Annotated in this window: 21 protein-coding genes, 3 tRNA genes and 1 pseudogene; 14 read left to right on the top strand and 11 right to left on the bottom strand. The window is 71.8% G+C overall.

Features of this window, described 5'->3' with window-relative positions; all coding sequences use genetic code 11:
- Positions 1-33: 33 nt before the first annotated feature.
- Positions 34-609 (top strand): annotated as a pseudogene (locus tag AB0472_RS16975) (bifunctional DNA primase/polymerase); the annotation flags it as partial.
- A tRNA-Lys gene (locus AB0472_RS16970) sits at positions 600-673 on the top strand. The pseudogene AB0472_RS16975 and the gene AB0472_RS16970, both read left to right, overlap by 10 nt.
- 91 nt (positions 674-764) lie before the next feature.
- Here AB0472_RS16970 and AB0472_RS16965 read toward each other — a convergent pair.
- Positions 765-1,979 (bottom strand): M6 family metalloprotease domain-containing protein, encoded by a 1,215-nt coding sequence (locus AB0472_RS16965; RefSeq protein WP_366357288.1) that lies wholly within the window; start codon positions 1,977-1,979, stop codon positions 765-767.
- Between the two features lie 372 nt (positions 1,980-2,351).
- On the opposite strand from AB0472_RS16965, the gene AB0472_RS16960 reads away from it, so the two are divergent.
- Positions 2,352-4,205: an EAL domain-containing protein gene (locus AB0472_RS16960; RefSeq protein ID WP_366357226.1), complete on the top strand. Its 1,854-nt coding sequence runs from the start codon at positions 2,352-2,354 to the stop codon at positions 4,203-4,205.
- Here the strand turns inward: AB0472_RS16960 and AB0472_RS16955 are convergent.
- The 3 genes from AB0472_RS16955 to AB0472_RS16945 all read right to left on the bottom strand — a co-directional run bounded on the left by AB0472_RS16955 (position 4,175) and on the right by AB0472_RS16945 (position 7,472).
- Positions 4,175-5,272 (bottom strand): LLM class flavin-dependent oxidoreductase, encoded by a 1,098-nt coding sequence (locus AB0472_RS16955; protein ID WP_366357225.1) that lies wholly within the window; start codon positions 5,270-5,272, stop codon positions 4,175-4,177. The two genes, AB0472_RS16960 and AB0472_RS16955, sit on opposite strands and share 31 nt — an antisense overlap.
- Positions 5,273-5,943: 671 nt before the next feature.
- On the bottom strand, positions 5,944-6,675 hold the full coding sequence (locus AB0472_RS16950; protein WP_366357224.1) for a decarboxylase: 732 nt from the start codon (positions 6,673-6,675) through the stop codon (positions 5,944-5,946).
- Positions 6,672-7,472 carry an aspartate/glutamate racemase family protein gene (locus AB0472_RS16945; RefSeq protein ID WP_366357223.1) on the bottom strand — a complete coding sequence of 267 codons (801 nt, stop codon included), beginning with the start codon at positions 7,470-7,472 and terminating at the stop codon, positions 6,672-6,674. Before AB0472_RS16945 ends, AB0472_RS16950 begins: the two co-directional genes overlap by 4 nt.
- A gap of 160 nt (positions 7,473-7,632) precedes the next feature.
- Here AB0472_RS16945 and AB0472_RS16940 point away from each other — a divergent pair, with 160 nt between their 5' ends.
- Positions 7,633-8,586, top strand: coding sequence for a D-2-hydroxyacid dehydrogenase (locus AB0472_RS16940; RefSeq protein WP_366357222.1), 954 nt, complete (start codon positions 7,633-7,635; stop codon positions 8,584-8,586).
- 20 nt (positions 8,587-8,606) lie between these two features.
- The gene (locus AB0472_RS16935) at positions 8,607-10,013 is read left to right on the top strand and encodes an amidase (RefSeq protein ID WP_366357221.1); all 1,407 of its coding nucleotides are present in this window, start codon (positions 8,607-8,609) and stop codon (positions 10,011-10,013) included.
- 206 nt (positions 10,014-10,219) lie between these two features.
- On the opposite strand, the gene AB0472_RS16930 is transcribed toward AB0472_RS16935, so the two are convergent.
- Entirely contained in the window at positions 10,220-10,714 is a 495-nt protein-coding gene (locus AB0472_RS16930; protein WP_366357220.1) for a DUF3830 family protein, read from the bottom strand.
- 47 nt (positions 10,715-10,761) lie between these two features.
- Between AB0472_RS16930 and ehuB the strand changes: the two genes are divergently transcribed.
- From ehuB to AB0472_RS16900, 6 genes are all read left to right on the top strand, one after another.
- Entirely contained in the window at positions 10,762-11,700 is a 939-nt protein-coding gene (ehuB, locus tag AB0472_RS16925; RefSeq protein WP_366357219.1) for an ectoine/hydroxyectoine ABC transporter substrate-binding protein EhuB, read from the top strand.
- Complete coding sequence (ehuC, locus tag AB0472_RS16920; protein WP_366357218.1) at positions 11,697-12,413, top strand: ectoine/hydroxyectoine ABC transporter permease subunit EhuC; 717 nt, start codon at positions 11,697-11,699, stop codon at positions 12,411-12,413. The genes ehuB and ehuC overlap by 4 nt, the downstream gene beginning before the upstream one ends.
- The gene (ehuD, locus tag AB0472_RS16915) at positions 12,410-13,060 is read left to right on the top strand and encodes an ectoine/hydroxyectoine ABC transporter permease subunit EhuD (protein ID WP_366357217.1); all 651 of its coding nucleotides are present in this window, start codon (positions 12,410-12,412) and stop codon (positions 13,058-13,060) included. The genes ehuC and ehuD overlap by 4 nt, the downstream gene beginning before the upstream one ends.
- Positions 13,050-13,832: an amino acid ABC transporter ATP-binding protein gene (locus AB0472_RS16910; protein WP_366357216.1), complete on the top strand. Its 783-nt coding sequence runs from the start codon at positions 13,050-13,052 to the stop codon at positions 13,830-13,832. The genes ehuD and AB0472_RS16910 overlap by 11 nt, the downstream gene beginning before the upstream one ends.
- Before the next feature lie 268 nt (positions 13,833-14,100).
- Positions 14,101-14,859: an IclR family transcriptional regulator C-terminal domain-containing protein gene (locus AB0472_RS16905; RefSeq protein WP_366357215.1), complete on the top strand. Its 759-nt coding sequence runs from the start codon at positions 14,101-14,103 to the stop codon at positions 14,857-14,859.
- A gap of 109 nt (positions 14,860-14,968) precedes the next feature.
- Positions 14,969-15,042, top strand: a tRNA-Lys gene (locus AB0472_RS16900).
- A gap of 32 nt (positions 15,043-15,074) precedes the next feature.
- On the opposite strand, the gene AB0472_RS16895 is transcribed toward AB0472_RS16900, so the two are convergent.
- The 5 genes from AB0472_RS16895 to AB0472_RS16875 form a co-directional block, all read right to left on the bottom strand.
- Positions 15,075-16,712: a long-chain-fatty-acid--CoA ligase gene (locus AB0472_RS16895; RefSeq protein ID WP_366357214.1), complete on the bottom strand. Its 1,638-nt coding sequence runs from the start codon at positions 16,710-16,712 to the stop codon at positions 15,075-15,077.
- Between the two features lie 162 nt (positions 16,713-16,874).
- On the bottom strand, positions 16,875-17,339 hold the full coding sequence (locus tag AB0472_RS16890) for a DUF3592 domain-containing protein (protein WP_366357287.1): 465 nt from the start codon (positions 17,337-17,339) through the stop codon (positions 16,875-16,877).
- A 138-nt stretch (positions 17,340-17,477) separates the two neighbouring features.
- Complete coding sequence (locus AB0472_RS16885; protein WP_366357213.1) at positions 17,478-18,083, bottom strand: lytic polysaccharide monooxygenase; 606 nt, start codon at positions 18,081-18,083, stop codon at positions 17,478-17,480.
- A 97-nt stretch (positions 18,084-18,180) separates the two neighbouring features.
- Complete coding sequence (locus AB0472_RS16880; protein WP_366357212.1) at positions 18,181-19,311, bottom strand: SPFH domain-containing protein; 1,131 nt, start codon at positions 19,309-19,311, stop codon at positions 18,181-18,183.
- A gap of 63 nt (positions 19,312-19,374) precedes the next feature.
- Positions 19,375-20,670 (bottom strand): peptidoglycan-binding protein, encoded by a 1,296-nt coding sequence (locus tag AB0472_RS16875; protein WP_366357211.1) that lies wholly within the window; start codon positions 20,668-20,670, stop codon positions 19,375-19,377.
- 186 nt (positions 20,671-20,856) lie between these two features.
- Between AB0472_RS16875 and AB0472_RS16870 the strand changes: the two genes are divergently transcribed.
- The 3 genes from AB0472_RS16870 (at position 20,857) to AB0472_RS16860 (ending at position 25,289) form a co-directional block, all read left to right on the top strand.
- Positions 20,857-20,930, top strand: a tRNA-Lys gene (locus AB0472_RS16870).
- Between the two features lie 472 nt (positions 20,931-21,402).
- Positions 21,403-23,358, top strand: a complete 1,956-nt coding sequence (locus tag AB0472_RS16865) for a cellulose synthase catalytic subunit (RefSeq protein ID WP_366357210.1) — start codon at positions 21,403-21,405, stop codon at positions 23,356-23,358.
- A complete protein-coding gene (locus AB0472_RS16860; RefSeq protein ID WP_366357209.1) occupies positions 23,355-25,289 on the top strand; it encodes a kelch motif-containing protein in 1,935 nt (644 codons plus the stop codon). Before AB0472_RS16865 ends, AB0472_RS16860 begins: the two co-directional genes overlap by 4 nt.
- Before the next feature lie 93 nt (positions 25,290-25,382).
- Here the strand turns inward: AB0472_RS16860 and AB0472_RS16855 are convergent, their stop codons facing one another.
- Positions 25,383-26,411, bottom strand: a complete 1,029-nt coding sequence (locus tag AB0472_RS16855; RefSeq protein ID WP_366357208.1) for a glycoside hydrolase family 6 protein — start codon at positions 26,409-26,411, stop codon at positions 25,383-25,385.
- Between the last annotated feature and the right edge of the window lie 321 nt (positions 26,412-26,732).

The following is a 26,732-nucleotide window of genomic DNA, read 5'->3' as shown; positions in this document are numbered from 1 at the left end:
CCCCCCCCGCCCGCGCCCGGGGCGGGCCGGCGGCCGCGGGCGGCGCCCGCGGCCGGGGTCACCCCGGACGGAGCCGCCTGGCTGGCCTCCGCAGGAACGTATCCGCGGAGCACGCTCGCGTTCTGGGAGGAGCGGCCGGACGCCCCGGTCGTCCTGCCCTGCGGGACCGTGTTCGACGTGGTGAACGCCCCGGCGATCTTCGGCCGCCGCATGCTGGACCGGCTGTGGGACGAGGGGCCGGGCTCCGGGCCGGTCGCGGTCCTCCGGGGCCGGATGCTCCTGTTCGCCGGCCCCGGCACCGCCGCCCGGCTGCCGTCGTTGCTGGGCTGGGAGGAGTGGGGCGGCCGCGGGGATGCCGTGCCGCCGCTGCTCTGCCACGGCACCGGCGACGCGGTGACGGTACCGGCGCCGGCACCGCGCGACGCCCCCTCGCCCACCACGGCCGGTACCCGCTGGCTGGTCGCCCCGGACACCCGGCACCCGTGGCTCCCCGGCCCGGAGATCCTGCTCTGGGCGGCCGTCCGCGCGGCCCGCGCGACCGTCCGCATATCGATTTTTCCTCCCGCCGATCAGGATGCTAAGGTCTACGACGTCAGCAGGCGCCGCTAGCTCAGTTGGTTAGAGCAGCTGACTCTTAATCAGCGGGTCCGGGGTTCGAGTCCCTGGCGGCGCACGCGAAGTAGCCGAAGGCCAAGCTCCTGTGAGCTTGGCCTTCGGCTTTTCTCGTCGGCGGGAATCAGCCGACAGGGTGCAGCCGCCGGGGTTCAGTCCGGCTTCGCCGGTGTGATCTTCACGTTCCAGGCGCCGGACGCCGTCCGCCCCTCCACCGCCACCTGCACGCCGTCCCCCGGCACGGTGAAGCTCTCGCCGAGGGAGACCGGGGCATCGGCCAGCGGCGGGTAGACCGAGTTCTCCCAGCAGGCCTCGGTGCGCGGATGGGCGTCGACCACCTGGATCGCCCCGTTGCCGGAGGCCGTCTCGTCGCGGACCCGGTAGACGAGGATGCCCTGCCGGCAGGCCGCGCTGTCGTTGCCGGACGCGTCGCGCGCCTCGAAGGCCAGCGCCGTGTCGGGCCCGGTGCGCACCACCGCCAGCTTGGTGCCGTCGCCGAGCCCGAAGGCCGGGGCGCCGGCCGCACCCCGCGCGGCCGCGCCGGGCCCGGCGGAGAGCTGTTCCAGGGTCAGCCGGGTCGGCGCGCTCCCCCGGACGCACACCACCTGACGCGGATCCAGCCATCCGAGCTTCCACTTGTGCCACGCGAAGAGGTCCGGGGAGAGCCCGAACTGGCTGCCCATCAGGTCCCAGTCGCCGACGTACGTGTCCCAGTCGCCCTTGCCGTCCACCGGGCGGTGGTAGAGGTCGGGGAGGTCGAAGACGTGCCCGGTCTCGTGGGCGAGAACCAGCCGGTCCGGCGGATGCTTCTCGAAGACCGTGACGACCCGGCGGACGTCGGTGCCGTCCACGTGCACCGGGGTGTCGAGGTTGACCACTTTCGTGGCGTCGGAGTCGACGCCGGGGGCGTCCGGGTCGGCCACCAGGTACACGATGTCGTAGCGCGAGAAGTCGACCTCGGGATCGGCCGCCGCGAACGCGTCCCGCAGGTAGGCGGCCCGCAGCGGGACGCTCCAGTCGCGCCTCATGCCGTAGGCGGCCGAGGGCCGGGGCATCCGCAGCCAGTGGGTGAGCGGGTGCGGGTGGATGGTGAACTTCCCGTAGGAGGCCTGCTCGTAGTAGCGGCTGGTGGCCGGGAAGTGGTCGGCGGTCAGCTCCGCGGGCGTGGTCTGCGGGACCGCGTCCGGGAAGGAGAGGAACACCATCACGGCCGAAAGCGGGTGGGTGGGGCGCGTGTAGTCGGGGTTCCAGGTGTCCAGGCCCTCGGAGTGGTGCGCGGCGGTGCGGTGCAGGGCGCAGGGGGCCGTGGAGAACGGCTCGGCGGACGACGGCCCGGTCAGGATCGTCGTCGCGACGAGCGCCGACATCGTGGTGAACACGGCGGCGGAACTGCGCAGCAGGAGACGCGGCACGGAAGGACCTCCGGGGGCGGTTCGCGGGACACCGCACCCAGCCTCTGCGAGTTTGTCACCTTATGACCTGTTTATCTGCACCAGAAGGGTGAGGAACCACCTGCTCACCACAGGCAGACCCGAACGGCCGACACCCCGGGACGCTAACGGAACGTCACAAGTGGTCATACGACTCAAGAACCCGTCCAGGTGCGGGCAGAAACGATCTGTCAGAATCGCCGGTTCATCGGGGACACTGGACAGTGGCTGGAAGGCCCTCGGGCCAGCCTCTATGATCGGCACACTTTCCTGCACGGACAGAGATCGAGTGCACTGCGGGAGCGAGCGGTGAGCGGAACGTCCGAAGGGCCGACGCCCGCGGCAGACCTCGACCGGTCCGCCGTCACAGAGAGTGACAACACCTACCGGAAGTCGTACGAGAAGACCGACGAGAAGACAGCACCGACGACCTACGAGCACGTCTTCGCGGCCGCCGCGCTGCCCATGGCCGTGGTCGACGGCGACGGGCTGGTCACCGCCGCCAACCAGGCGTTCGCCGTCCTGATCGGCGCCGATCAGGCCGGGCTGCCCGGGCGGATCGCCGCGGACCTGGTGGACCTGGCCTCCGACGCCCGTACCTGGCACGCCTACCGCGAGGTGCTGCGCGGCCGGCAGGCGAGGCTGCGCTGCACCCGCCGGCTGAAGCACCCCGACGGGCACTCGGTCTGGACCCAGGTCACCATCGCCCCGCTGGCCAAGGACGTGCCGGGCGTGCTGATCTCGGTCTCGGACATCAGCGCCCGCCGCGAACTACAGGCCCGGTTGCGGCACTTGCAGATGCACGACCCGGTGACCCGGCTGCCCAACCGGACGCTGTTCTTCGAGCGGCTGTCGGCCGCGCTGGAGGCGGAGTCGTACGAGCAGAGCGGCACCGGCCGGATCGGCCTGTGCTACCTGGACCTGGACGGGTTCAAGGCGGTCAACGACACCCTCGGGCACCGGGTCGGCGACCGCCTGCTGGCCGCCGTGGCCGAGCGGCTGACCCGGGTCGCCGACGAGGCCGGCTTCGCGCGGGCCGGCGCCCCGCTGGTGGCCCGGCTCGGCGGCGACGAGTTCGCCCTCCTGGTCGAGGACTCCACGGGCACGGAACAGCTGGCCGATCTGGCCGAGTCGGCGCTGGCGGCCCTCCAGGCGCCGTTCGACCTGGCCGGCCAGCGGCTGTCGCTGTCCGCGTCGATCGGGGTGGTCGAGCGGCACGCCGCCGGTACCACGGCCACCGGTCTGATGCAGGCCGCCGACACGACGCTCTACTGGGCGAAGGCCGACGGCAAGTCCCGCTGGACGCTCTTCGACCCGGAGCGCAACGCCCACCTGGTGACCCGGCAGGCGCTCTCCTCCACCCTGCGCCCGGCCATCGAGCGCGGCGAGTTCGTGCTGGAGTACCAGCCGCTGGTGGGCATGGGCGACGGCCGGCTCAACGGTGTCGAGGCCCTGGTCCGCTGGCACCACCCGGAGTTCGGCACGCTGACGCCGAATCGGTTCATCGGACTGGCGGAGGAGGACGGCTCGATCGTCCCGCTCGGCCGCTGGGCCCTGACCACCGCCTGCCGGCAGGCCCGCCGCTGGCAGCTGGACCACCCCGGCGAGCCGCCGATCTTCGTCAGCGTGAACGTGGCCGTCCGCCAGGTCTGGGACTCCGACCTGGTCGCGGACGTGGCGGAGACGCTGGCCGAGACCGGCCTGGCCCCGCACCTGCTCCAGCTCGAGCTGACGGAGTCGGCGGTCATGGGCTCGGCGGGCCGCCCGCTCCAGGCCCTCCAGGCCCTCAGCGACATGGGGGTGCGCATCGCCATCGACGACTTCGGCACCGGCTACTCGAACCTCGCCTACCTCAGCCGGCTCCCGGTCTCGGTCCTCAAGCTGGACGGCTCCTTCGTCCGGGGCTTCCAGTACGACGACCCCGGTGACCGGCCGAACCCGGCCGACGAGGTCGTGGTGGAGGCGATGATCCAGCTGGCCCACCGCCTCGGCCTCACCGTCACCGCGGAATGCGTGGAAACCTCGGCCCAGGCCTCCCGGCTCCGGCACATCGGCTGCGACACCGGCCAGGGGTGGCTCTACTCCCGGCCGGTGACGGCGGATCGTATCTCCGAGCTGCTGGACACCAGGACCTACGCGGACGCCCCGGTCGGCAAACCGTAGGCGTCGGCGACCAGTTCGTAGGAGCGCAGGCGCAGCTCGCCGCGGTGGGCGTGCGTGGTGAGCATCAGCTCGTCGGCGCCGGTGCGCTTCTGCAGGTCGTCGAGGCCGGCGCGGACCTCGTCGGCGGTGCCGTGCACGATGTTGGCGGTCCAGGAGTGCACGAACTCCTCCTCCATCGGGGAGAACTCGTGCTTCTCGACGTCGTCGGGGTCGGGGAATAGACCCGGCCGCCCGGTGCGCAGCCGCAGCATGTTCACCGCACCGGCCCGCACCTGCCGCTGCGCCTCGCGCTCCTCGTCCACGGCGAGGACGGAGACGCCGATGAGCGCGTAGGGCTCGTCGAGGACGGCGGACGGGCTGAAGGTCTCGCGGTACAGGTCGAGGGCCGGGACGGTGTTCTGCGCGGAGAAGTGGTGCGCGAAGGCGAACGGCAGCCCGAGCATGCCGGCCAGACGGGCGCTGAACCCGGAGGAGCCGAGCAGCCAGACGGGCGGCCGGTGCGGCGACTGCACCCCGCCGGGGGCAGTGCTCTGCACCGGCCCGGGGATGGCATGGATCCTCCGGTACGGGTGCCCGTCCGGGAAGTCGTCGTCCAGGAACCGGACCAGCTCGGCGAGCTGCTGCGGGAAGTCGTCGGCGCCCTCGTTGAGGGTCTGGGTCCGGCGGAGCGCGGCCGCGGTGGCCCCGTCCGTCCCCGGCGCCCGGCCGAGCCCCAGGTCGATCCGCCCCGGCGCCAGCGCCTCCAGCGTGCCGAACTGCTCGGCGATGACGAGCGGCGCGTGGTTCGGCAGCATGACGCCGCCCGACCCGAGCCGGATCCGCTCCGTGTGGGCGGCGAGGTGGGCGAGGATCACGGCGGGTGAGGAGGAGGCCACCCCGGGCATCGAGTGGTGCTCGGCGACCCAGTACCGGTGGAAGCCGCGGGCCTCGGTGAGCCGCGCGAGCGAGGCGCTGGTGCGCAGGGCGTCGGTGGCGGTGCTGCCGGTGCCGACGGTCACCAGGTCCAGTACGGAGAGGGGGACGGGGGCGGTCCCGTGCGTGATGCCCCGGATCTCGTCTGCCGACACGGTGAGAGCCTCCTGAATTGCGGCCGTGAGCTTGTAGCCGTGGGTAACAGGAGGAGGTCTCCGTTTATTCCGGCGGGTTCCCAGGTGACGTGCGGGGGGCCGTGCCGTTCCTCGGTGACGCGGGGAAGGTGGTGCGGGTGCGGGTGCGGGTGCGGGGGCGGGTGTAGGTGCCGGTGTGGGTGCGGGTGCGGGTGCGTGGGGGCTGGTCGCGCAGTTCCCCGCGCCCCTTGGCAAACTGCGACACCCGGCACCAAGAGCCCGCCCCCTCCAACCGCCCCGGACACCCGCCCCGCCTTCCAACCGGCCGAGCTCCCCACCTGGCCTCTCCACCGCCCCGGACACCCGCCCCGCCTTTCAGTCGGCCGAGGCGCCCGCCTCGCCTCTCCACCGCCCCCGGCACCCACCTCGCCTTCCAACCGGCCGAGCTCCCCACCTGGCCTCTCCACCGCCCCGGACGCCCGCCTCGCCTTTCATCGGCCGAGCTCCCCACCTGGCCTCTCAGCCGCCCCGGACGCCCGCCTCGCCTTTCAGTCGGCCGAGGCGCCCGCCTCGCCTCTCCACCGCCCCCGGCACCCACCCCGCCTTCCAACCGGCCGAGGTGCTCTCCTCGCCTTTTGGGTCGGCCGAGTCGGGTGGTGGGTGGGCGAGGTTTTTTTGGGGGCCGGGGGGTGTCAGGCCTGGACCAGGGGTTCGCGGGTGAACAGGGTGCCGAGGGACGGGGCGTTGACGCGGCGGTCGGCCAGGCGGAGGCCCTCCCAGACGGTCACCTGGTTCGCGGTGAGCACCGGCTTGGACAGGGCCTTCTCCAGGAGGGACACGTGCGCCGCCGTGTGCAGTGCCGTGTCCGGGAGGAGAACCGCCTCGGCCTCCGGCGCGTCCGCGGCCCGCGCCAGGGTCAGGACCTCCTCCTCCCCCCACGTCCCCACCTCCGCCGCCGTCACGATCCCCGAGGACCGCACGCCGGTCACCTCCAGGCCCCCGGCCCGGAGGAAGTCGACGAAGAGGGACGCCACGTCGTCGGGGTAGGTCGCGCCGACCGCCACCCGCCGTACCCCGAGCTCCCGCGCCGCGTGCACGAACGCGAAGGACGTGGACGACGCGGGCATCCCGGCCGCCCGGGCGAGCGCGCGGACCTGCTGCTGGGCGCCCTCCCAGCCGTACACGAAGCTGCCGCTGGTACACGCCCACACCACCGCGTCCGCACCCGCGAGCCGCAGCTCCGCCACCCCCGCGGCCAGCCGTTCCTCGGCGCCCATCTCGCGGAGCGCGTCCACCCGGTGCGCGTCCTCGCCGATGTCGGTGTGGACGACGTCCACCCGGATGTCGCTGCCGAGGAGCTGTTCGATACGGGGGTAGTCGTCCTCCGCGGAGTGCCCCGGATAAAGGAGTCCGAGCGCTGTCATGTCCACCCTTCCTGCTGTTCTTCCGGCAGTACGGGCCAGTCACGCGCAGCCGCCGGTTCGTCCAGGTGACGGACCAGCGCCTGATAAGGGCCCACCGCTCGGGTACCCAGCCTGCGCAGCGCCGCCCACATCGTGACCTGGTTGGCCGACAGGACGGGTATCCGCAGCTCGGCCTCCAGCTGGGGGATGACGTCGTAGGTGGGGAGGTTGGTGCAGGAGATGAACAGGGCGTCGGCGGCCCCGGGCCCTACCGCCTGCCGGGCCATGGCCACCACGTCCCGGTACGGCACCTGCCAGATGTGCCGGGTCAGCCCCATGAACGCGCAGCCGGCGACCCGTACGCCCGCCTCCGCGACGTACTCCTCCAGGACCCGGGTCACCGAGACCGTGTACGGCGTGACCAGCGCCAGCCGTCGTACGCCCAGCTCGGTCAGCGCGTCGAGGAGCGCCCCGGAGGTGGTGAGGGCGGGCACCGCGCCGGAACGGGTCATCGCCTCGCACATCGCCCGCTCGCCCGCGATGCCGCCGACGAAGCTGCCGGAGGTGCAGGCGTAGGCGACGACCTCGGGGGCGACCGCGGTCAGCGCCCGTACCGCCTCGCCGAGCGTCTCGTGCTCGCTGACCAGCCGGGCCAGGTCCAGGCCGACCTCGACCGGCACGAACGGTGTCCTGGTCAGGTGCAGGGAGACGTCGTCCGGCACCCAGCGCCACAGCTCGCGGTCGAGCGCGAAGTCGAAGGGCGCCACGACGCCGACGCCGCGCTGGGGACGAGGTCCGCCCAGAAAGGAGACGTCCATGGGAAGTCACCGGCCTCAGGTTGAAGATCGAGGGGCAACGGTCGACGGATACGCCCGTGTTGACGAAGGTAGGTTCGGGTGCCAGCGTGGTCAATCCGCGCATCCGAGACGTTCCATCTGCCCATGTCAGACCCTGTCGGACACCGGGAGACCGCCCCGAATGACACCACCCGTGCCCACTCTGCTGGTCCTCGACGCCGACCCGCCCCCGCGGCTCGGCCGGCTCACCGGGCGCGCCCGGATCGTGCACACCGACGCGGCGGGCCTGGCGGCCCGGCTGCCGGCGGCGGACGTCCTCCTCGTCTGGGACTTCGCCTCGCACGCCGTCCGCGAGGCCTGGCCGGGCGAGGGGCCGCGGCCGGGCTGGGTGCACACGGCGAGCGCGGGCGTCGACCACCTGATGTGCCCGGAGCTGGCCGTGTCGGACACGGTCGTCACCAACGCGCGCGGGATCTTCGACGCGCCCATCGCCGAGTACGTGGCCGCGCTGGTGCTGGCCGTCGCCAAGGATCTGCCGCGGACCCTCGACCTCCAGCGGGAGCGGACCTGGCGGCACCGCGAGGCGCGCCGGGTGGCCGGCACGCGTGCGTGCGTGGTCGGTACCGGGCCGATCGGCAGGGCTGTCGTCCGCACCCTCAAGGCGCTCGGCGTCATCACGGCCCTCGTCGGCCGCGTCCCGCGTACCGGCATCCACGGCCCGGAGGACCTGGACCGGCTGATGTCCCGCGCGGACTGGGTGATCGCGGCCGCTCCGCTGACCGAGCAGACGTACGGCATGTTCGACGCGCACCGCTTCGGCGTGATGCAGCCGTCGGCCTGCTTCATCAACGTCGGCCGGGGCGGGCTGGTCGACGAGGAGGCCCTGGTCCGGGCGCTGACCCGGCGCTGGATCGCCGCCGCGGCCCTGGACGTCTTCGCGACCGAGCCGCTGCCCGCCGACAGCCCGCTGTGGCAGGTGCCGGGCCTGCTGGTGTCGCCCCACATGAGCGGGGACACGGTCGGCTGGCGGGACGAACTGGGCTCCCAGTTCGTGGAGTTGTACGAACGGTGGGCGGTGGGCAGGTCTCTGCCGAACGTGGTGGACAAGAAGCGCGGATACGTGCGCGGTCACTGACTCCCGGGAGGGTGCCTCTCATGCAGCTCACCGACCTCACCGCCCTGCAGCTCCTCGACGGCTACCGCAAGGGCGAGTTCGGCCCGGTGGCGGCGGTCCGGGCGGTCCTGGACCGGGCGGCGCGGATCCAGCCGGAGGTCAACGCGTTCGTGCGGCTCACCGAGGAGGACGCCCTGGCGCAGGCGCGGGCGTCGGAGGAACGGTGGCGGCGGGGCGAGCCGCGGGGGCTGCTCGACGGCGTGCCGGTGACCGTCAAGGACATCCTCCTCCTGCGCGGCCACCCGACCCTGCGCGGCTCGAAGACGATCTCGGCGTCCGGGAGCTGGGACGAGGACGCACCGTCCGTCGCCCGGCTGCGCGAGCACGGCGCGGTGTTCGTCGGGAAGACCACCACGCCCGAGTTCGGCTGGAAGGGCGTGACCGACTCCCCGCTCTCCGGGATCACCCGCAACCCGTACGACGTCTCCCGCACCGCGGGCGGTTCGAGCGGCGGCAGCGCGGCGGCGGTCGCCCTGGGAGCCGGTCCGCTCTCCCTCGGCACGGACGGCGGCGGCAGCGTGCGCATCCCGGCCGCGTTCTGCGGGATCTTCGGCCTGAAACCGACGTACGGCCGGGTCCCGCTCTACCCCGCGAGCGCCTTCGGCACGCTGTCCCACGTGGGCCCGATGACCCGGGACGCGGCCGACGCGGCGCTGCTGCTGGACGTGATCGGGAGTCCGGACGCCCGCGACTGGTCCGCCCTCGGCCCGGCGCCGGGCTCCTTCGTGGCCGGCCTGGCCGGTGGTGTCCACGGCCTGCGGGTGGCCTTCTCACCCACGCTCGGCGGTCAGGTCGCGGTGGATCCGGCGGTCGCGGCCGCGGTACGCCGGGCAGTGGCTGGGCTCGCGGAACTCGGGGCGTACGTCGAGGAGACCGACCCGGACTTCAGCGACCCGGTGGAGGCCTTCCACGCGCTGTGGTTCGCCGGTGCCGCCCGGGTCACGGAGCGGCTCTCGTCCGGGCAGCGGGAGTCCCTCGACCCGGGGCTGCGGGAGATCTGCGGGACCGGCGCCCGCCTGTCCGCGCTGGGCTACCTGGCCGCGGTGGACGTCCGGACGGACCTGGGCCGCCGGATGGGGCTCTTCCACGAGTCGTACGACCTCCTCGTCACGCCCACCCTGCCCGTCACGGCGTTCGAGGCGGGCCGGGAGGTGCCGAGGGGCTCGGGTCTGCGCCGCTGGACAGGCTGGACCCCGTTCACCTACCCGTTCAACCTGACCCAGCAGCCGGCGGCGACAGTCCCGGTCGGCACGGACGCCGACGGCCTGCCGGTGGGCCTCCAGCTCGTGGCCGCCCGCCACCGCGACGACCTGGTCCTGCGCACGGCCCACGCCCTGTACGAGGCCGGGGTGGCCACGGCGCCGCCGGGCAGCGCCGTCGCGGCCTAGCGCCGTGGCGGCGGAGAAGAGAGACCGACACCCCGCGAGGAAACAGGCGGCAGCACCGCAGGAGAAGGCGGGAGAAGAGCGGGCAGCGCGACGGCCCGGTCGGGTTCGGCCCCGCCGGGCAGCACCGTCGCGGCTGGGCACCGTCGCGGCGGAGATACGGGTGAGCGGCGGTGGAAGGCGCTGAAGGCGGACGCCGCAGATCCCGGTCAGAGGGGCCGGAACGCCAGTTGCTCGCCTGCCGCTCCGTTGCGCCACAGGTCGTTGCAGGCGTCGGCCAGGTCCGGCAGTCCGTCCACCACCTGCCCCCACACGATCCCCGGGACCCAGCCCACGTCGCCGTTGAGCAGCAGGTTGTTGCGTTCGTAGAAGAGGGCCAGGTCGACGACCGTGGTGCCGGGGGGCGGCTCGCGGTCGTAGCCGTAGGCCTTGGTGGCCAGTTCGGTGCCGGCGAAGGAGAAGTAGCACAGGTCGCCGGGGACGGGTGTGACCGTCGGGTTCTCCAGCGGTGGTTCCGTCGGGGAGAACGGCGGGAAAAGGGCGTAGATCTCGTTGCGCGCGTACTTGGCATGGTAGACGTCGCCGGACAGCGGCAGGGCGTCCCAGACGGCGGCGCAGGTGACGGGGGCGCGGTCGTCCAGGAGCCTGGCCCTGGCGGTGACGCCGCGGCTGACCAGCGAGACTTCGATGAATCGTTCGGTCATGCCTTCCATGGTGCATAAGTCGGTTGGGGTCGGGTAGCCGCGCCGCCATGGCTCCACCACTCGGGAACGAATCAGACACATCAGGGCACGAATCCAGACACAGTCGGCGGGCCGTCCTCGCGGGTGCCGCCGCGGTCGGCGCACTCGGGGCGTTCGGCGCCGCCGGCTGCACGCGCGTCGCCTCCGCGGCCGGCACCGACGGAGGCGACCTGCTGCAACGGCTGCGCGCCCAGGGTGTGGTACGGCTCGGCATCGCCGGTGAGATCCCCTTCGGGTACATCGACAGGGACGGGCACCTGACCGGTGAGGCGCCGGAGCTGGCGAAGGCCGTCTTCAAGCGGCTCGGGGTGGACCGGGTCCAGCCGGTGCCGACCGAGTTCGGTTCGCTGATACCCGGGCTGAACTCGCAGCAGTTCGACGTCGTGGCCGCCGGGATGTACGTCAACCCGGAGCGCTGCGAGCAGGTGATCTTCGCCGATCCCGACTACCAGATGCTCGACTCGTTCATCGTGCGCAAGGGCAATCCCAAGGGGCTGCACGACTACAAGGACGTCGTCGGGAAGAAGGCGAAGTTCGCGACCGGGACCGGGTACGCGGAGATCCAGTACGCCGTCGAGGCCGGGTACAAGGAGAGCGACATCCTGATCGTCCCCGACCAGGTCGCCGGGCTGAACGCCGTGGAGGCGGGGCGTGTCGACGTCTTCGCCGGTACGGCGCTCACCACGCGTTCCGTCGTCCGCAAGTCCGCGAAGGCGGAGGCCACCGAGGCCTTCGCGCCGTTGGTGGGCGGGAAACCGCACGTGGACGGGGGCGCGTTCGCGTTCCGGTCGGCGGAGACGAAGCTGCGGGACGCCTTCAACGTGGAGCTGCGCAAGCTGAAGAAGAGCGGCGAACTGTTCCGGATCCTGCGCCCGTTCGGCTTCACCGAGGCCGAGATGACCGACCTGACGGCCAAGGAGCTGTGCGGGGGAGGGAAGAGCGGATGACCTCGGGACTGTGGGACCTCGTACTCAGGGGCGTCTGGACCACCGTTCAGCTGCTCGTGTTCAGCGGGCTGTTGATGACGGCCGTGGCGCTGGTGGTGGGCGTGGCACGGACGAACCGGCTCTGGTTCGTCCGGTTCCTCGCCGGTTTCTACACCGAGGTGTTCCGCGGCACCTCGGCGCTGGTGATGATCTTCTGGGTGTTCTTCGTGCTGCCGGTCGCCTTCGGCTGGCAGCTGGTGCCGATGTGGGCGGGGACGCTCGCGCTCGGCCTGACGTACGGCGCGTACGGCGCGGAGATCGTGCGCGGGGCGCTGAACGCGGTCGACCCGGCGCAGAAGGAGGGCGGGATCGCACTCAGCTTCACGCCCTGGCAGCGGCTGCGCCTGATCCTGCTGCCGCAGGCGGTGCCGGAGATGATCCCGTCCTACTGCAACCTGCTCGTGGAGCTGCTCAAGGGCACCGCGCTGGTGTCCATCACCGGCATGGGCGACCTGGCGTTCAGCGGGAACCTGGTGCGGCTGGCCCTGCAGGAGAGCGCGCACATCTACACGTACCTGCTGATCGTCTACTTCGTGATCGCGTTCGTCATCACCCGGCTGATGCGCGGTCTGGAGAAGCGGCTGAAGGCCGGCATCGGCAAGAACCCGGGGAACGAACGTGAGGCGCGTGCGGTGAAGCGCAGGGAGACGACCAGGGTCGGTGGTGTCGCGTGACGTGGGACTGGAGTGCCGTACGCGCGTTCATGCCGCACTTCTGGGACGGCCTGTGGGTCACCCTGCAGGCGCTGGCCCTGGGTTCGCTGATCTCGTTCACGCTGGGGCTGGTGTGGACGCTGCTGATGCGGACGCCCACGCGCTGGGTGCGCTGGCCGGTCGGGGTGGTGACCGAGTTCGTGCGCAACACCCCGCTGCTGGTGCAGCTGTTCTTCCTGTTCTACGTGCTGCCCGAGTGGGGGCTGACGTTCTCCGCGCTGACCACCGGGGTCTTCGCGATCGGCCTGCACTACTCGACGTACACCATGCAGGTCTACCGGGCCGGTATCGAGGCCGTCCCGGCCGGGCAGTGGGAGGCCGCCACCGCGCTCAGCCTGCCGGCCCGACGGACCTGGTTCGCGGTCATCCTGCCGCAGGCGGTGCGCCGGGTGGTGCCGCCGCTCGGCAACTACGTGATCTCGATGCTCAAGGACACGCCGATCCTGATGTCGATCACCGTGCTGGAGATGCTCGGCCAGGCCCGGCTCTTCTCCCAGCAGCACTTCCAGTTCACCGAGCCGGTGACGGTGATCGGCGTCGCCTTCATCGTCATCTCCTACCTCGCCTCCGTCCTTCTGCGCACCCTGGAGCGTCGCCTTGTCCGTTGACACCAGCAAGCAGCCGCATACCGCCGGGACCGCGTCCGACGAGCTGATCCGCATCGAGGGGGTGACCAAGCGGTTCGGGGACAACACCGTCCTCGACGGGCTCGACCTCGCCGTGCAGGCAGGCCGGCACGTCACCCTGATCGGTCCCTCCGGCTCCGGCAAGACCACGATCCTGCGGCTGCTGATGACCCTGACCGAGCCGGACGCGGGCACCATCACCGTGGACGGGCAGCGGCTCTTCCCGGCGTCCGAGAAGGAGCGGCGGGAGGTCCGCAAGCAGATCGGGATGGTGTTCCAGCAGTTCAACCTGTTCCCGAACATGAGCGTGCTGCGCAACATCACCGAGGCCCCGGTGACCGTGCTCGGGTTGCCCAAGGACGAGGCGGAGGCACGCGCCCGGGACCTGCTCGACCTGGTGGGCCTCGCCGACAAGTGCGACGCCAGGCCGACCCGGCTCTCCGGCGGCCAGCAGCAGCGGGTGGCGATCGCGCGGGCGCTGGCCATGCGCCCCAAGGTGCTGCTCCTCGACGAGGTGACCTCGGCGCTCGACCCGGAGCTGGTCGCGGGCGTCCTCGACGTGCTCAGGGACATCGCCCGCAGCACCGACATCACCATGCTCTGCGTGACCCACGAGATGAACTTCGCCCGGGACATCTCCGACCAGGTCCTGATGTTCGACTCGGGCCGGGTCATCGAGGCGGGCCCGCCGGAGCGCATCTTCAGCGAGCCCGAGCACGAGCGGACCAGGGAGTTCCTCGGCGCGGTGCTGTAGATAATTCCACCGTCGGCGCCGTAAAGGTTTTCCCGCGCCGACCCCCGGCTACAGGAAGTGAACGCTCGATCACCCGAGGTCCGGCGGTCGGGTCATTCCGCTGGCATATGCCAGAGGGTCTTCTTCGCAGTTGGGAGGCCCGGAATCTCGCCAACACCCCCTCCGTTTCCGGTGCTTGCCGGTTATCGTGGAGAGGATCCGCTGTCCGGATCGCGGCCCAAGCAGTGCAGCCGAAGCAGTATCGCCGAGCGAGCGCAGGGGGACCACCGTGGCGCTGATGCACGAGCCGACCGCCCCGTACCACTCCGCCCAGGACGCCCTGCGGGTCCTGGAGACGGTGGCGGGGCACGCCACCGGCGTCACCGACACCGAGCTGGCCCGCCGGACCGGCCTCGACCCCGAGCGGCTGACCGCGCTGCTGCGCATGCTGCGCCGCGAGGGCTGCGTCGAGCAGGTGACCGACGGCGCGTACGTGACCGGCGAGACCCTGCGCCGGCTCGGCTCCGCGCACGAGCGGGAGCAGGCCCTCGGCGAGCAGCTCCAGCAGACCCTCGACCGGCTGCGCGACTCGGTCGGCGCCGCCGTCTATCTCAGCCGGTACATCGACGGCGAGGTGCGGATCGGCCCGTACGCGGACGGCCCGGCCACCCCCGCGGTCAACGAGTGGGTGGACTTCCGCTCCTCCGCGCACGCCACCGCGATCGGCAAGAGCCTGCTCACCCAGCTCGACCACGACGCGCGCCGCGACCACCTCTCCCGGCACCGGATGGCCCGCCTCACCTCGCGCACCATCACCAGCGACAAGCTGCTGCTCTCCCGCCTGGAGGCACAGCCGCCGACGGTCCCGGTCCTGGACCTCCAGGAGTACGCCATCGGCACGGTGTGCGCGGCGGTCCCCATCACCGCCGGCTCCGCGGTGGGCTGCCTGGCACTGTCCCTGCCGGTCGAGCACGCGCACCGGCTCCGCCAGGCCGCCGACACCCTGAACCGCGGAGCCGCTCCGCTGCTGCTCTCCCTGGCCATCTAGACCCGGTCCGGCGGTGGTCGGAAGCACCCCGCCGGACCAGGTATTATTTTCCTCGTCGCCAGCCGCGAGAGGCAGTCGAAAGACGATTCGAACGGTCGGCGTGAGTCATGCGCCGCTAGCTCAGTTGGTTAGAGCAGCTGACTCTTAATCAGCGGGTCCGGGGTTCGAGTCCCTGGCGGCGCACCTACGATGACCTGGGGTTTCACCACCCCGGGTCATTTTTTTCGGTCCGGTAGCCGGCCGGTGGCCCGCTCCGGGCGCCACGCTTCCGCCTCCTGTGGGGTCAGCCTGCGGTAGGTGCGCTCCCCCGGCGGCCGCCACCACACCGGGTCGGCACACCGCACGCCCTCCCCGCGCAGCTCCGCCCGCCGGATCTTGTTGGTCGCCGTCACCGGCATCCGCTCCACCACCCGCACGAACCGGGGCGCCATCTTCGTCCCCAGGTCGGGCTGGGCCAGCAGGAACTCGGCGAAGTCCAGCGGCTCGAACCGCCCGGCGATCGTCGCCATCACCTGGTCCCCGGTCACCGGGTCCGGCACCCCGTACACGGCGACGGCCTCCGCACCCCCGTACCGGGCCACTATGTTCTCGATCACCGCGGCGGCCAGGTTCTCCCCGTCCACCCGGATCCGGTCGTCGGTACGCCCCGCGAAGTACAGGTACCCCTCCGCGTCCCGGTAGAAGAGATCCCCGGTCCAGTACCAGCCGCCCCTGCGCCGCTCCGCCTCCGCCGCCGCGTTCCGCCAGTACCCCTCGAACGGGTTCGGCGCCCGGTTCACCAGCTCCCCTATCGCCGCCTCCCCGTTCAGCAGCCGGCCTCCGGAGTCGAAGACGGCGGCCGGGCACTCCTGCCCCGACTCCCGGTCGAGCACGACGAGCCCCGGCGCCGCCCGCCCCACCGCCCCGGTGGGCGTCCCCGGCGACCACTGGATCGCCGCCCCGCCCTCGGAGGACCCGTACCCCTCGACCAGCCGGACCCCGAACCGCTCCTCGAAGGCCGCCGCGTCCACGGCCCCGGCCTCCGTCCCGAAGCCGAGCCGCAGCGGGTTGTCCCGGTCGTCGGGGCGCGGCTCGGTGGCGAGTACGTACTGCACCGCCCGGCCGACGTAGGTGAAGTAGGTGGCCCGGTACCGCCGTACGTCGCAGAGGAACCCGGACGCCGAGAACCGCCGCCGCAACGCCACCCCGGCGCCCGCGACCAGTGCGGGCGCCCAGTCGGCGATCACGGCGTTGCCGTGGAACATCGGCATGCAGACGTAGTGCACGTCGTCGGGGCGGACCCCGAACTGCCCGGCGAGGGAGCGGCCGGCCGCCGCGAGCCGCCCCTGCGAGCAGAGCGCGGCCTTCGGGGCGCCGGTCGAACCGGACGTGAAGTAGAGCAGGATCCGGTCGGCGGGGGCGGCCCGGGAGGCGTCGGGAACGGCGCCGAGATACGGGGCGAGAAGAGCGCCGTACTCCGGTTCGTCGGTGACGAGGACGCGGACGCCGGGCAGTTCGAGCCCGGCGAGCAGCGGCAGGTGGGCCCGCTCGGTGACGAGCACCGGGCACTCGGTGTGCAGGATGTCCCGGGCGAGTTCGGGTCCCCGACGGGTCGGGTTGACCCCCGCGACGGCGGCCCCGGCGAGCGCGGCGGCCCCCAGCCAGAGCGGGAACTCGGGGGTGTTGTCGAGGAGGACGCCGACGTGGGGCACGGCGCCGGCGGGCAGCAGATCCCCGAGCAGAGCCGCCCGGGCGGCGGCCCCGGCGGCCACGACGTGGTGCGTCAGCACCGACTCCTCGAACCACAGCCCAGGCCGGTGGTCCCCCCACCGGGCGGCCACTGCTTCCGCGATCGTGCCCCTGTCGGAGTCCATGGAGATGCAGCGTAACTGACACTCCGTCAGATGGGCAGCGGTCCGTAAGGGCCGCGGCGGACTGCGCGACCAGCCCCCACCGACCCACGGAGGTCCACGGCCTCACCCGCCCCCCCCACCGGCCCACAGAGGCCCACAGAGGCCCACGGCCTCACCCGGCACTCACGGAGCAAGACCGTCCGCCTCCGCGAAGGCGAAGTGCGCCCCGACGGCGAACGCCAGCGCGAACCCGATGAACACCACGAAGAACGCCACCGAGCACCCGGTCCCCACCGCCAGCTTCCCCTGCGCGGGCGGCTGGGACGTCGCCCCCTCGGGGTGCTCCGGCAGGTAGTGGACCGTCACGAAGTCGCCCTCGACCACGGTCGACGGCCCGCTCGCCTCGTCGAAGCGGACGACCCGCCCCTCATCCGTGGTGAACTCGTAGACGTGGTGCAGCGTGGTCGTCACGGACGTGTCCCCGCCACCGCCGCTGGTCCGCGTGTACGACCGCAGACAGCGCGCCTCGGCGGTACGCCCGTGACGCCACGCCCGACTGATCTCGCTCGACCGCCGCAGCGTCCGGACCAGCCCGAGGACACCGACGACGACGAAGATGCCGGGAAGGATGTAGAAGAACGCTTCCATCAGGCCCATGAGAGTCCCCCGCCTCCGAACGCCGGTCCGATCGACCGGCGTGGCGGGAACGTACCCCCGCGGCCCGCGGCGGGTCCTCAAGCGAAGCTCAGATCAGCCGGGCGTTACCCGCCTGTCGAACGACACGGGTCAGAACGTGACGTCCGAGCAGGCGTAGAACGCGTTGCCGGTGTCGGCGATCGTCCAGACCGCCACGATCACGTGGTGGCCGCTCAGCCCCGACGGCAGGGTGCCGCTGTGGCTGAGGGTGGCCGGCGGGCGCTGGCCGTTGTAGGGGACGGTGAGGAACGGGGTGGTGTTGAGGTCCGAACGGGCGAGGGCGTGGTTCTGGTTCCAGCCCTGCTTGGTGACGTAGTACCTGAAGTCGGTCGTGGCGTGCATCGCCGTGAACTGCCAGCGGAACGTGTACGTCTGACCGCCCGTCACCCGGGTCGTCGGCCACGCCCCGCCGGACGGGGTCATCGGCGAGCTGAGCTGGGCGAACCTGCTCAGCCCGCCGTTGCAGATCTGGCCGTCGGCGGGACCGGCCGCCGGGAAGCCCTTCGGGCCCTCGACGCTCTGCGGCTCGTACTGGATGTCGCCGCAGTTGGTCACCGTGCCGTTGGCGCAGAGCTTCTGCCGGCTGATGGGGAGGTCGGTGTAGCCGTGCCCGCTGGCGCCGCCGGTGGAGAGTGCGAAGGCTCCGGCGGTCGCCACGCCGAGCACGACGGCCGACACCTTGGTCCGTTTACGCATGCTGCCGCTCCTGGAGAACGTGGGGGAGGTTCAGTGAGCCGTGCAGGTCTAGACCAAGTCCCAGATTATTGCCGACCTTTGAACATGTCCATACCAATCACGGCACGGCCTCGGCACGCCCCGAGCAGAACGCCACCGTCAGGTCCCGCACCAGCACCTTGCGTTCGTAGTCGTCGAGTTCGACGAGTCCGCGCATGGTCAGCCGGGTCACCGTGTCCTCGACCGAGTCCACGACCGAGGTGAGCATGGTGGACCGCTGCCGGGCGTCGAGCGCGGCGAGCCGGCGGCGCTGCATGGCACCGGCGACCTCCGGGGCGTACTCCACCCGGACCGGCTGCACGGAGAACACCTCCAGGCCGATGCCCGCCGCGTCCGCCGAGACCAGCCGGGTCAGCGCGTCCGTGGCCATCTCCACCGAACCCCGGGCGGTGCCCGGCGGCTCCACCGGCACCCGGGCCAGCGCGGCCTCCACGCAGTCGCGCAGGTACGTCTCGTGGTCCTCGACGCCCAGCACCGCCCGCGCGGTGTCCCGCACCCGCCACACCACCAGCACGACGACCCTGAGCGCGACCCCGTTGCCGTCCGCCGCCGGCATCTCCTCGCTGCGCCAGTGCCGCAGCCGGACGTCGACCCGGCGGCGCAGCAGCAGCGGGTTGACCCAGAGCAGGCCGGTGCGCCGTACCGTTCCCCGGTAGCGGCCGAACAGGCCGAGCACCCATGCCCGCCCGGTCGTCCCGCGCGCGAGCCCCGCGAACCCGGCCACGCCGAGCGCACCGGCCCCGGCGTACGCCGCCCACTGCGCCGGACCGAGCCCCGCACCTCCGTACGCCGGCAGGTGCAGCGCATGCGCCGCGAGCGCCGGCAGCGCGCCCGCCCACCAGGAGGTGGCGAGCCCCCCGGTCACTCCGGCGAGCCCGGCGCACACGCCGGCCGCGCCCGGCAGCACCCGGGCCGGACGCTCCACCAGGTCGGGGTCGACGGCGGCGACCGGACGGGGCTTGGCCGGCAGCGGGCGCCGCAGCCGGGGCTGTTCGCCGGTGCCCTGCCGGCGGCCGACCACGGCGGGCCGCAGCGGCACCGCGACGGGGTCGGGGTCGTCGCGGAACAGCAGGTGGACGGGGATCTCGGTGGTGATCTCGTTCTGGATGAGCCGGGGGGTCGGGCGGGTGGGCGGCCCGCCGTCCGGGGGCCCGTCCGCGTCAGGTGTGTGTTCGGTGGTCGTACTCATGCCTGCCTCCAGCCTCCGCGCCAGATGCTTCAGGTGTTTCCCACGGGGTCGCAGTCGGGGTCGTCACAGGAACAGGCGGCGCCAGGTCTCCGGCCCCGGGTAGCCGTCGGCCGCGCCGCCGCGCCAGCCCTGGGCGCGCTGGAACGCCTCGACGGCCCTGCGGTCGGCCTCGCCCCAGGCGGCGTGCGGGCCGTCCGGGTAGAACCGGCCGTACCCCTTCTCGGCCAGCCGCCTGCCGAGCCGGACGACGTAGTCGTTGGCGGCGCCCGGGCGGAAGAAGTTCTTGCCGGGGTAGCCCGGGACGCCGTGCGAGGCGGGGGCGGCCGGGGCCGGGCCGGCGGGCCTGATGTTCCTGCCCCTCCCGGACGCGAGGAGTTCCCAGGTACGTGGCCCCGGCAGGCCGTCGGCGGCGGCGCCGGTCCAGCCCTGGGCCTGCTGGAACGCCTGGGTGGCCCGCTGGTCCGCCGGCCCCCAGGCCGGCCCCGGGCCCTTGGGGTAGTGGGCCCCCCGGGCGACCAGCAGCTGCCCGAGCAGGGTCACGTACTTGTTGTGGGCGCCGGGCCCGAAGTAGGCGGCGCCCGGGAACGGCACCGCCGTCTTCGCGGCCTGGGCGCCGGGGGTGGCCGGGTCCGCGATCAGGCCCTTGTAGCGGTAGGGGACGTACTTCGAGGAATTGCTCCAGTAGGTGTAGGGCGTGGACTGGCGGCGGGCGTTCGGGGGTGTCTGCTCGTACGCCGTGTACGCGGTGTGGGTGTAGTCGGTCCAGCCCCCGAAGATCACGACGTGGGAGCCCTTCTCGGGGTTGTCCGGGTTGTGGAAGAGCAGGATGTCGCCGGGCTGGAGCTCGTCCTTAGTGGTCTTCGTGCCGAACTGGTCGAGGCTCCCGGTCCACTCGTTGCCGGTCAGCCCCCAGGCCATGGAGACGTAGCCGGAGCAGTCCTGCCGGTACCCGTCCGTCCAGTAGAGGGACATGCTGTACGGCACCTTGGCGGTGACCCAGGTCTTGGCCCGGTTGATGATCTGCGTGCGGGTGATGGGGGGCGTGGTGACCGGGCCTTTGACGGGCGTGCCGTGCGGCCCGTGCAGGGGGGACTTGGCGCCCTGCGGGGTCTGGGGCTCGGGGTCCACGGGGGCGGCGGACCGGTGCGGGGCGGGCGGGGCGCTGTGGGCGGCCGCGGTCGGGGCGCCCGCGGCGAGGGCGGCGGACGCGGCGGCGGCCACGACCAGGACACCGCGGGCGGCGGGGTGCCCGCCGAAGCGGCCGGGCAGCGGGGAGGGACTCACCCGCCGCCAGTGGACGCAGCCGGGGCATTCGCAGGTGATCGCGGGGTCGAATTCCTCGAAGACCGGGGCCGGCATGCGATTCCCCTCACACTTCATGTTGATATGTCCGGGACTGTGCACGTTGATGAGTTTCCCAACTGTGGTCCCGGTGCGCATGCTGACGGTCCGAATGATGTACGGCAGAGGGCTGAGGGGGGTCGCCCTGGTGGCCGATGGTCAGGAGCACGGTCCCCCGTCGGGTAGAGTTCTCGGTGTCAGCAGGCGCCGCTAGCTCAGTTGGTTAGAGCAGCTGACTCTTAATCAGCGGGTCCGGGGTTCGAGTCCCTGGCGGCGCACCGACACCCACAAGGCCCTCCGCTTCGGCGGGGGGCCTTGTGGCGTACGCCCCGTCGGTCACGCGGCGCCGCTTCGACACTCCTTGCCGCTCATTGCCCCTTTTTGTCAACAACCGACACGTCCGGTCCACACAATCCCCACACGCTCCACAATGAACGCGTATGCCCGGTAAACACGGCGTTTCGCCCTTGCGATCATGCTGAGCACCGTAGAACCCTGGGTGTCCAAAGTGCCGGTGTTTCGCGGCACTTGGGGGGTAGGTAGCCGGTTGCCAGATCTGCGGGGTTGAGGGGCCCCGGTCATGAATCGGTGCCGAGGGGGGCACCACGCAACCGGACGGTCACGGTCCGTTTCCATCGTCTGTGGAACGACTGTGCCCCGCCTTTGACGCGCCCGGCAGGGTCGAGGGGGATCCGAGCGGGCTCCGGGACCGATGAAACACGCGCTGACCTGCGTGTGGGGGGATGACTCATGACGTCGACGCCGATGGGCGCCCGGCAGGAACACGAACACGACCCGTCACGGACCGCACAGCTCCGGGCGCCCGGGTACCGCACCGCGGCTGCCCTGGGCCGCATAAAGAAGACACTGCCCAGATACGACTACGAGCACTACAGCCGGCTCGCGGGCCCCCTCACCCAGCCCGACCCGGCCCGGCCGTACACCGTGCAGTACCGCTCGCTGCTCTCCCAGGAGCCGCACCGCGTCCGCGCCGCGCTGATGCTGGGCGCCGCTCCGCTGCTCTCGCTGGTCCTGCTGGCCTGGCTGCTGCAGCCCGAGCACTGGACCCGGCGGGACTATCCGGCGTACGACTTCCTGCCGGCCCTCGACGTCGTGATGCTGGTGTCGATCGGCCTGATCGAGTTCTTCCGCTGCATGAACGTGCTGTCCAACGCGCACGCCACCCTGGTCGCCCGCGACCCGGTCCCGGTGGTCCCGGAGACCGGCACCCGGGTCGCCTTCATCACCACGTTCGTGCCCGGCAAGGAACCCCTCGACATGGTCACCCGGACCCTGGAGGCGGCGGTCCGGCTGCGCCACCGGGGCCTGCTGCACGTCTGGCTGCTCGACGAGGGCGACGACCCGGACGTGAAGGAGGTCTGCGCGCGCCTGGGCGTGCACCACTTCACCCGCAAGGGCGTCGCGAGGTGGAACCGGCCGACAGGCCCGCACCGCGCGAAGACCAAGCACGGCAACTACAACGCCTGGCTGGAGGCGCACGGCGACGCCTACGACTTCTTCGCCTCCGTCGACACCGACCACGTCCCGCTCCCCAACTACCTGGAGCGGATGCTCGGATACTTTCGCGACCCGGACGTCGGCTTCGTCATCGGCCCGCAGGTCTACGGCAACTACGACACGTTCGTCACCAAGGCCGCCGAGTCCCAGCAGTTCCTCTTCCACGCCCTGATCCAGCGTGCCGGCAACCGCTACGGCGCCCCCATGTTCGTCGGCACCTCCAACGCCGTACGGATCGGGGCGCTCCGGCAGATCGGCGGGCTGTACGACTCGATCACCGAGGACATGGCGACCGGCTTCGAGATGCACCGCGCGAAGAACCCGGCGACCGGCCGCAAGTGGCGCTCCGTCTACACCCCGGACGTGCTCGCCGTCGGCGAGGGCCCGAACGCCTGGACCGACTTCTTCACCCAGCAGCTGCGCTGGTCCCGGGGCACGTACGAGACGATCCTCAAGCAGTACTGGAAGGGCCTGTTCAGCCTCGGTCCCGGCAAGCTCTTCAACTACACCATGATGATCATCTTCTACCCGATGTCGGCCCTCAACTGGATCCTGGCCGCGCTGAGCTGCGCACTGTTCCTGGGCCTGGGCGCCTCGGGCGTCGACATCGACCCCGCCGTGTGGCTGATGCTCTACGGCAACGCCTCCGCGCTCCAGATCGGCCTCTACGTCTGGAACCGCCGGCACAACGTCTCCCCGCACGAGCCGGAGGGCTCCGGCGGGGTCGCCGGCATGGTGATGTCGGCGCTCTCCGCACCCGTCTACGCCCGTTCCCTCATGGACGCCGTGCTGCGCCGCAGGAGCAGGTTCGTGGTCACCCCGAAGGGCGAGTCGGCGAGCCCCGACACCGTCTTCGGCACCTTCCGCATCCACTGGTTCTTCATCCTGGTCTTCGGCGGCTCGCTCGCCGCCGGTTTCGTCGAGGGCCACTCGCAGCCCGCGATGATCGTCTGGGCCACGCTGGCGCTGCTGATCACGGCTGCGCCGATCCTCGTCTGGCGGTACACGCTGTGGAAGGAACGCGGAGCGCCGGCGGCGGTGGCCGAACCCGAGGACGCGGTACCCGCGGGCTACCTGCCCGCGGGACACGCACCGCAGCAGCGGCCGACCTGGACGCCACCCGCCGGCACCCCCGCGGAACAGACCCTGCGGATCGCGCTCGGCGGGCTGGGAGGTCGTGAGGAATGAACGACAGCGCCGGCCGTCGCCGGGCCCGCCGGCTCGCGATCAGTACCGTGGTCGTTCTCGCCCTGGCCGGGATGAACGGGCCCTGGCTGTACCGCTTCGGGACCGACCGGTACCACCAGTACAAGATCAACAGAGCGGAGTACAAGGCCGCGAACGGCCACTGGGACGTCATCGAGTTCCCGAAGGAGTACCGCCAGGACACCATCCACGCGGTGCTCCTGCACACCGGGAAGGTGCTGCTGGTCGCGGGCTCGGGCAACAACCAGGACAACTTCGACGCGAAGATCTACGACAGCCGGATCTGGGACCCGGTCAAGGGCACGATCAAGAAGGTGCCCACCCCGGCCGACCTGTTCTGCACCGGCCACACCCAGCTCGCCGACGGCAACATCCTGATCGCGGGCGGCACCAAGCGGTACGAGAAGCTCAAGGGCGACGTCAAGAAGGCCGGCGGCGTCATGATCCTCTACAACGAGAACCCGGACAAACCGATGACCCTGCCCAAGGGCACCCGGTTCACCGGCAAGCAGAACGGCAAGACGTTCGTGTCCGACGACTCGGCGCTGGTCCCGCGCGCGACGAAGGTCTTCGACAAGGCCGGCAGGTACCTGCGCAACAACCCCGGTTACGCCCGCGTCGTCGTGGAGGCGCCCGAGCAGGGCACCAGGTACGAGACCGGCACCCAGGACAACTACCGCATCCAGGGACTGAGCGGCGCCGACGCCCGCAACACCTACGGCATCGCGAACAAACTCGGAATGGACAAACGGGACTTCGAAGGCATCAAGAACGCCTACGAATTCGATCCGGTCGCCGAGAAGTACATCAAGGTCGACCCGATGAACGAGGCACGCTGGTACCCGACGCTCACGACGCTGTCGGACGGCAAGGTGCTGAGCGTCTCGGGGCTCGACGACATCGGGCAGCTGGTGCCCGGCAAGAACGAGGTCTTCGACCCGGCGACGAGGAGCTGGACGTACACGAAGTACAAGCGCCAGTTCCCGACCTATCCCGCGCTGTTCCTGCTGCAGGACGGCAAGCTCTTCTACTCGGGCTCCAACGCGGGATACGGGCCGGACGACGTCGGGCGTGACCCCGGGATCTGGGACGTCGGCACCAACCGGTTCACGAGACTGTCCGGGCTCAGCGACCCGAACATGCTGGAGACGTCCGGGACGGTGCTGCTGCCTCCGGCGCAGGACGAGAAGTACATGGTGGTCGGGGGCGGCGGGGTCGGCGAGTCCAGCCTGTCGACGAACAGGACGCGGCTGATCGACCTGAAGGACCCCGAACCGAGGTTCGTGGACGGCCCCCGGCTGGAGAAGGGAACGCGGTACCCGCAGATCTCCGTTCTGCCCGACGACTCCGTGCTGGTGTCGGGCGGCTCCGAGGACTACCGGGGCCGCGGCGCCTCCGACATCAGGCAGGCGCGGATGTACGACACCGCGACCAACTCCTTCCGGAGGGTCGCCGACCCCCTCGTGGGCCGCGACTACCACTCCGGGTCGATCCTGCTGCCCGACGGCCGGGTCATGTTCTTCGGCTCCAACCCGCTCTTCGCGGACAAGGCGGACACCAAACCCGGGGTCTTCGAGCAGCGGATCGAGATCTACACGCCGCCGTATCTGTACCGGGACTCACGGCCGACGCTCGGCGGCGGGCCGCAGACCATCGCGCGGGGCGGGGCGGGGACGTTCACGTCGCGGCACGCGTCGACGATCAGGAAGGTGCGGCTGATCCGGCCGAGCGCGACCACCCATGTCACGGACGTGGACCAGCGCTCGGTCGCCCTGGACTTCAGGACGTCGGGGAACCGGATCACGGTGACCGTGCCGGAGAACCGGAACATGGTTCCCTCCGGGTGGTACATGATCTTCGTGGACGACGATCAGGGGACGCCGAGTGTGGCGCAGTGGGTGAAGGTGCCGTAGCGCTCCCGCGTGTTCGGCCTTCGGGTGCGGGAGCGCGGTGGCTGGTCGCGCGGTTCCTCCCGCACCCCTCGGCCGGGGGTACCCCCAGCGCCCCTAGGTCCCTGACCCGCGCGCCAGTTCCAGGGCGTAGGCCGGCCACCAGTCGCCTGCCTGCGGGCCCCCCTTGCACGTCCCGTCCGACTCCCCCGGGCGCTTGACCCACAGGTAGGCGTCCACCAGCGGGTCGGCTGTCCTGGTGGTGGGCGTCTCCCCCAGGGCACGGCCCGGTGGGTTGCACCAGCGTTCCGCCGGGTCGCCGCCCGTGTAGGGGCCGTTGCCGTTCCTGCTGGTGTCGATGACGAAGTGTTTGTTGCCGACCTTCGCCGACAGCTGCTTGCCGTAGGTGATGGAGTCCTGGGTGGAGTAGAAGTTGGAGACGTTGACGGCGAAGCCGTCGGCCCGGTCGACGCCGGCCTGCTGGAGGGACCGGTAGATCTGGTCGGGGCGGCCCCAGCCGGCGTTGCCCGCGTCCAGGTAGACCTTGGTGTTCTTCAGGGACTTGAGTTTCGTGATCGCGCCGCGCAACAAGTCGTAGCGCTCCTCGGCGAATCGGGCCGGGGTACAGCCGTCCACGAGGTGCAGTACCGCGTCCGGTTCCAGGACGACGGTGGCCGGGCGGTCCTGGATGCCGTTCGCGACCCCGTCGATCCACGCCCGGTACGCGTCGCCGTCGGCCGCGCCGCCCTGGCTGTACTGGCCGCAGTCGCGGTGCGGGATGTCGTAGAGGACCAGGAGGGCCGTGCGGCCGGACCGCTGGGCGGCCTCGGTGAAGCCGCGCGCCTCCTGCTCCGGGTTCTCCGGGCCGATCCACTCGCCGGTCGGCTGTGCCGCTATCTTGCGGATCTGCTCGGCGTCGCCGTCCTTGCCGGCGCGCGCGTAGGCCTTCACCTGGCGGGCCGCGTTGGAGTCGGGGTTCACCCAGAACGGGTCGGCCTCCTTGGGCTGCTGGGTGATCACCGCCTGCGGACTCGCGGCCGGCCCGTCCCCGCCCGAGCCGCCGCCCGAGGAGCATCCGGCGAGCAGCAGCGCCGCCCCCACCGCTCCGGCCCGGGCCGCCGAGCGGGCCCCCCTGCTGTCGTACATCCAATTCCCCCCTGGGTGCACTTGGCCAGAGCCCAATCGTGACATACCCACCGCACTCGCCACGAGATCGCCCAACCTTGTCGGTGAGCTGTTACAGCCGCTGTCGACGGGCTTGGCGAGCGCGAACCTAGGCCGGGGCGCCCGTTGCCCTCTAGAGTCGCTTGCGGGCGGCCCGGCCCGCCGGCCCGCCTTCCCAGCCTCCCGCGCCTGCCGCCGGGTTACTCCCGCAGCCCGAGCGCGCGCGGTCGAGGACCGGCCCGGTCGGCGGTCTCAGGGGAGCGGGCCGTCGACCGGGCGACAGGTGCGGCGGGTTGCGGCCGG

The organism is Streptomyces sp. NPDC086777, from assembly GCF_040702065.1.
In the GTDB taxonomy this organism is placed as follows: domain Bacteria; phylum Actinomycetota; class Actinomycetes; order Streptomycetales; family Streptomycetaceae; genus Streptomyces.
The sequence above is the reverse complement of the archived record's forward strand: the minus strand, read 5'-3'. Positions and strand labels throughout refer to the sequence as shown.

Bases quoted from the DNA above. Each gene is read 5' to 3' on its own strand.
- AB0472_RS16965 (WP_366357288.1), bottom strand. From the start codon at position 1,979: ATGTCGGCGCTCGTCGCGACGACGATCCTGACCGGGCCGTCGTCCGCC.
- AB0472_RS16950 (WP_366357224.1), bottom strand. From the start codon at position 6,675: ATGACAGCGCTCGGACTCCTTTATCCGGGGCACTCCGCGGAGGACGAC.
- AB0472_RS16945 (WP_366357223.1), bottom strand. From the start codon at position 7,472: ATGGACGTCTCCTTTCTGGGCGGACCTCGTCCCCAGCGCGGCGTCGGC.
- AB0472_RS16940 (WP_366357222.1), top strand. From the start codon at position 7,633: ATGACACCACCCGTGCCCACTCTGCTGGTCCTCGACGCCGACCCGCCC.
- AB0472_RS16935 (WP_366357221.1), top strand. From the start codon at position 8,607: ATGCAGCTCACCGACCTCACCGCCCTGCAGCTCCTCGACGGCTACCGC.
- AB0472_RS16930 (WP_366357220.1), bottom strand. From the start codon at position 10,714: ATGACCGAACGATTCATCGAAGTCTCGCTGGTCAGCCGCGGCGTCACC.
- ehuB (WP_366357219.1), top strand. From the start codon at position 10,762: ATGGCTCCACCACTCGGGAACGAATCAGACACATCAGGGCACGAATCC.
- ehuC (WP_366357218.1), top strand. From the start codon at position 11,697: ATGACCTCGGGACTGTGGGACCTCGTACTCAGGGGCGTCTGGACCACC.
- AB0472_RS16895 (WP_366357214.1), bottom strand. From the start codon at position 16,712: ATGGACTCCGACAGGGGCACGATCGCGGAAGCAGTGGCCGCCCGGTGG.
- AB0472_RS16890 (WP_366357287.1), bottom strand. From the start codon at position 17,339: ATGGAAGCGTTCTTCTACATCCTTCCCGGCATCTTCGTCGTCGTCGGT.
- AB0472_RS16885 (WP_366357213.1), bottom strand. From the start codon at position 18,083: ATGCGTAAACGGACCAAGGTGTCGGCCGTCGTGCTCGGCGTGGCGACC.
- AB0472_RS16880 (WP_366357212.1), bottom strand. From the start codon at position 19,311: ATGAGTACGACCACCGAACACACACCTGACGCGGACGGGCCCCCGGAC.
- AB0472_RS16875 (WP_366357211.1), bottom strand. From the start codon at position 20,670: ATGCCGGCCCCGGTCTTCGAGGAATTCGACCCCGCGATCACCTGCGAA.
- AB0472_RS16865 (WP_366357210.1), top strand. From the start codon at position 21,403: ATGACGTCGACGCCGATGGGCGCCCGGCAGGAACACGAACACGACCCG.
- AB0472_RS16860 (WP_366357209.1), top strand. From the start codon at position 23,355: ATGAACGACAGCGCCGGCCGTCGCCGGGCCCGCCGGCTCGCGATCAGT.
- AB0472_RS16855 (WP_366357208.1), bottom strand. From the start codon at position 26,411: ATGTACGACAGCAGGGGGGCCCGCTCGGCGGCCCGGGCCGGAGCGGTG.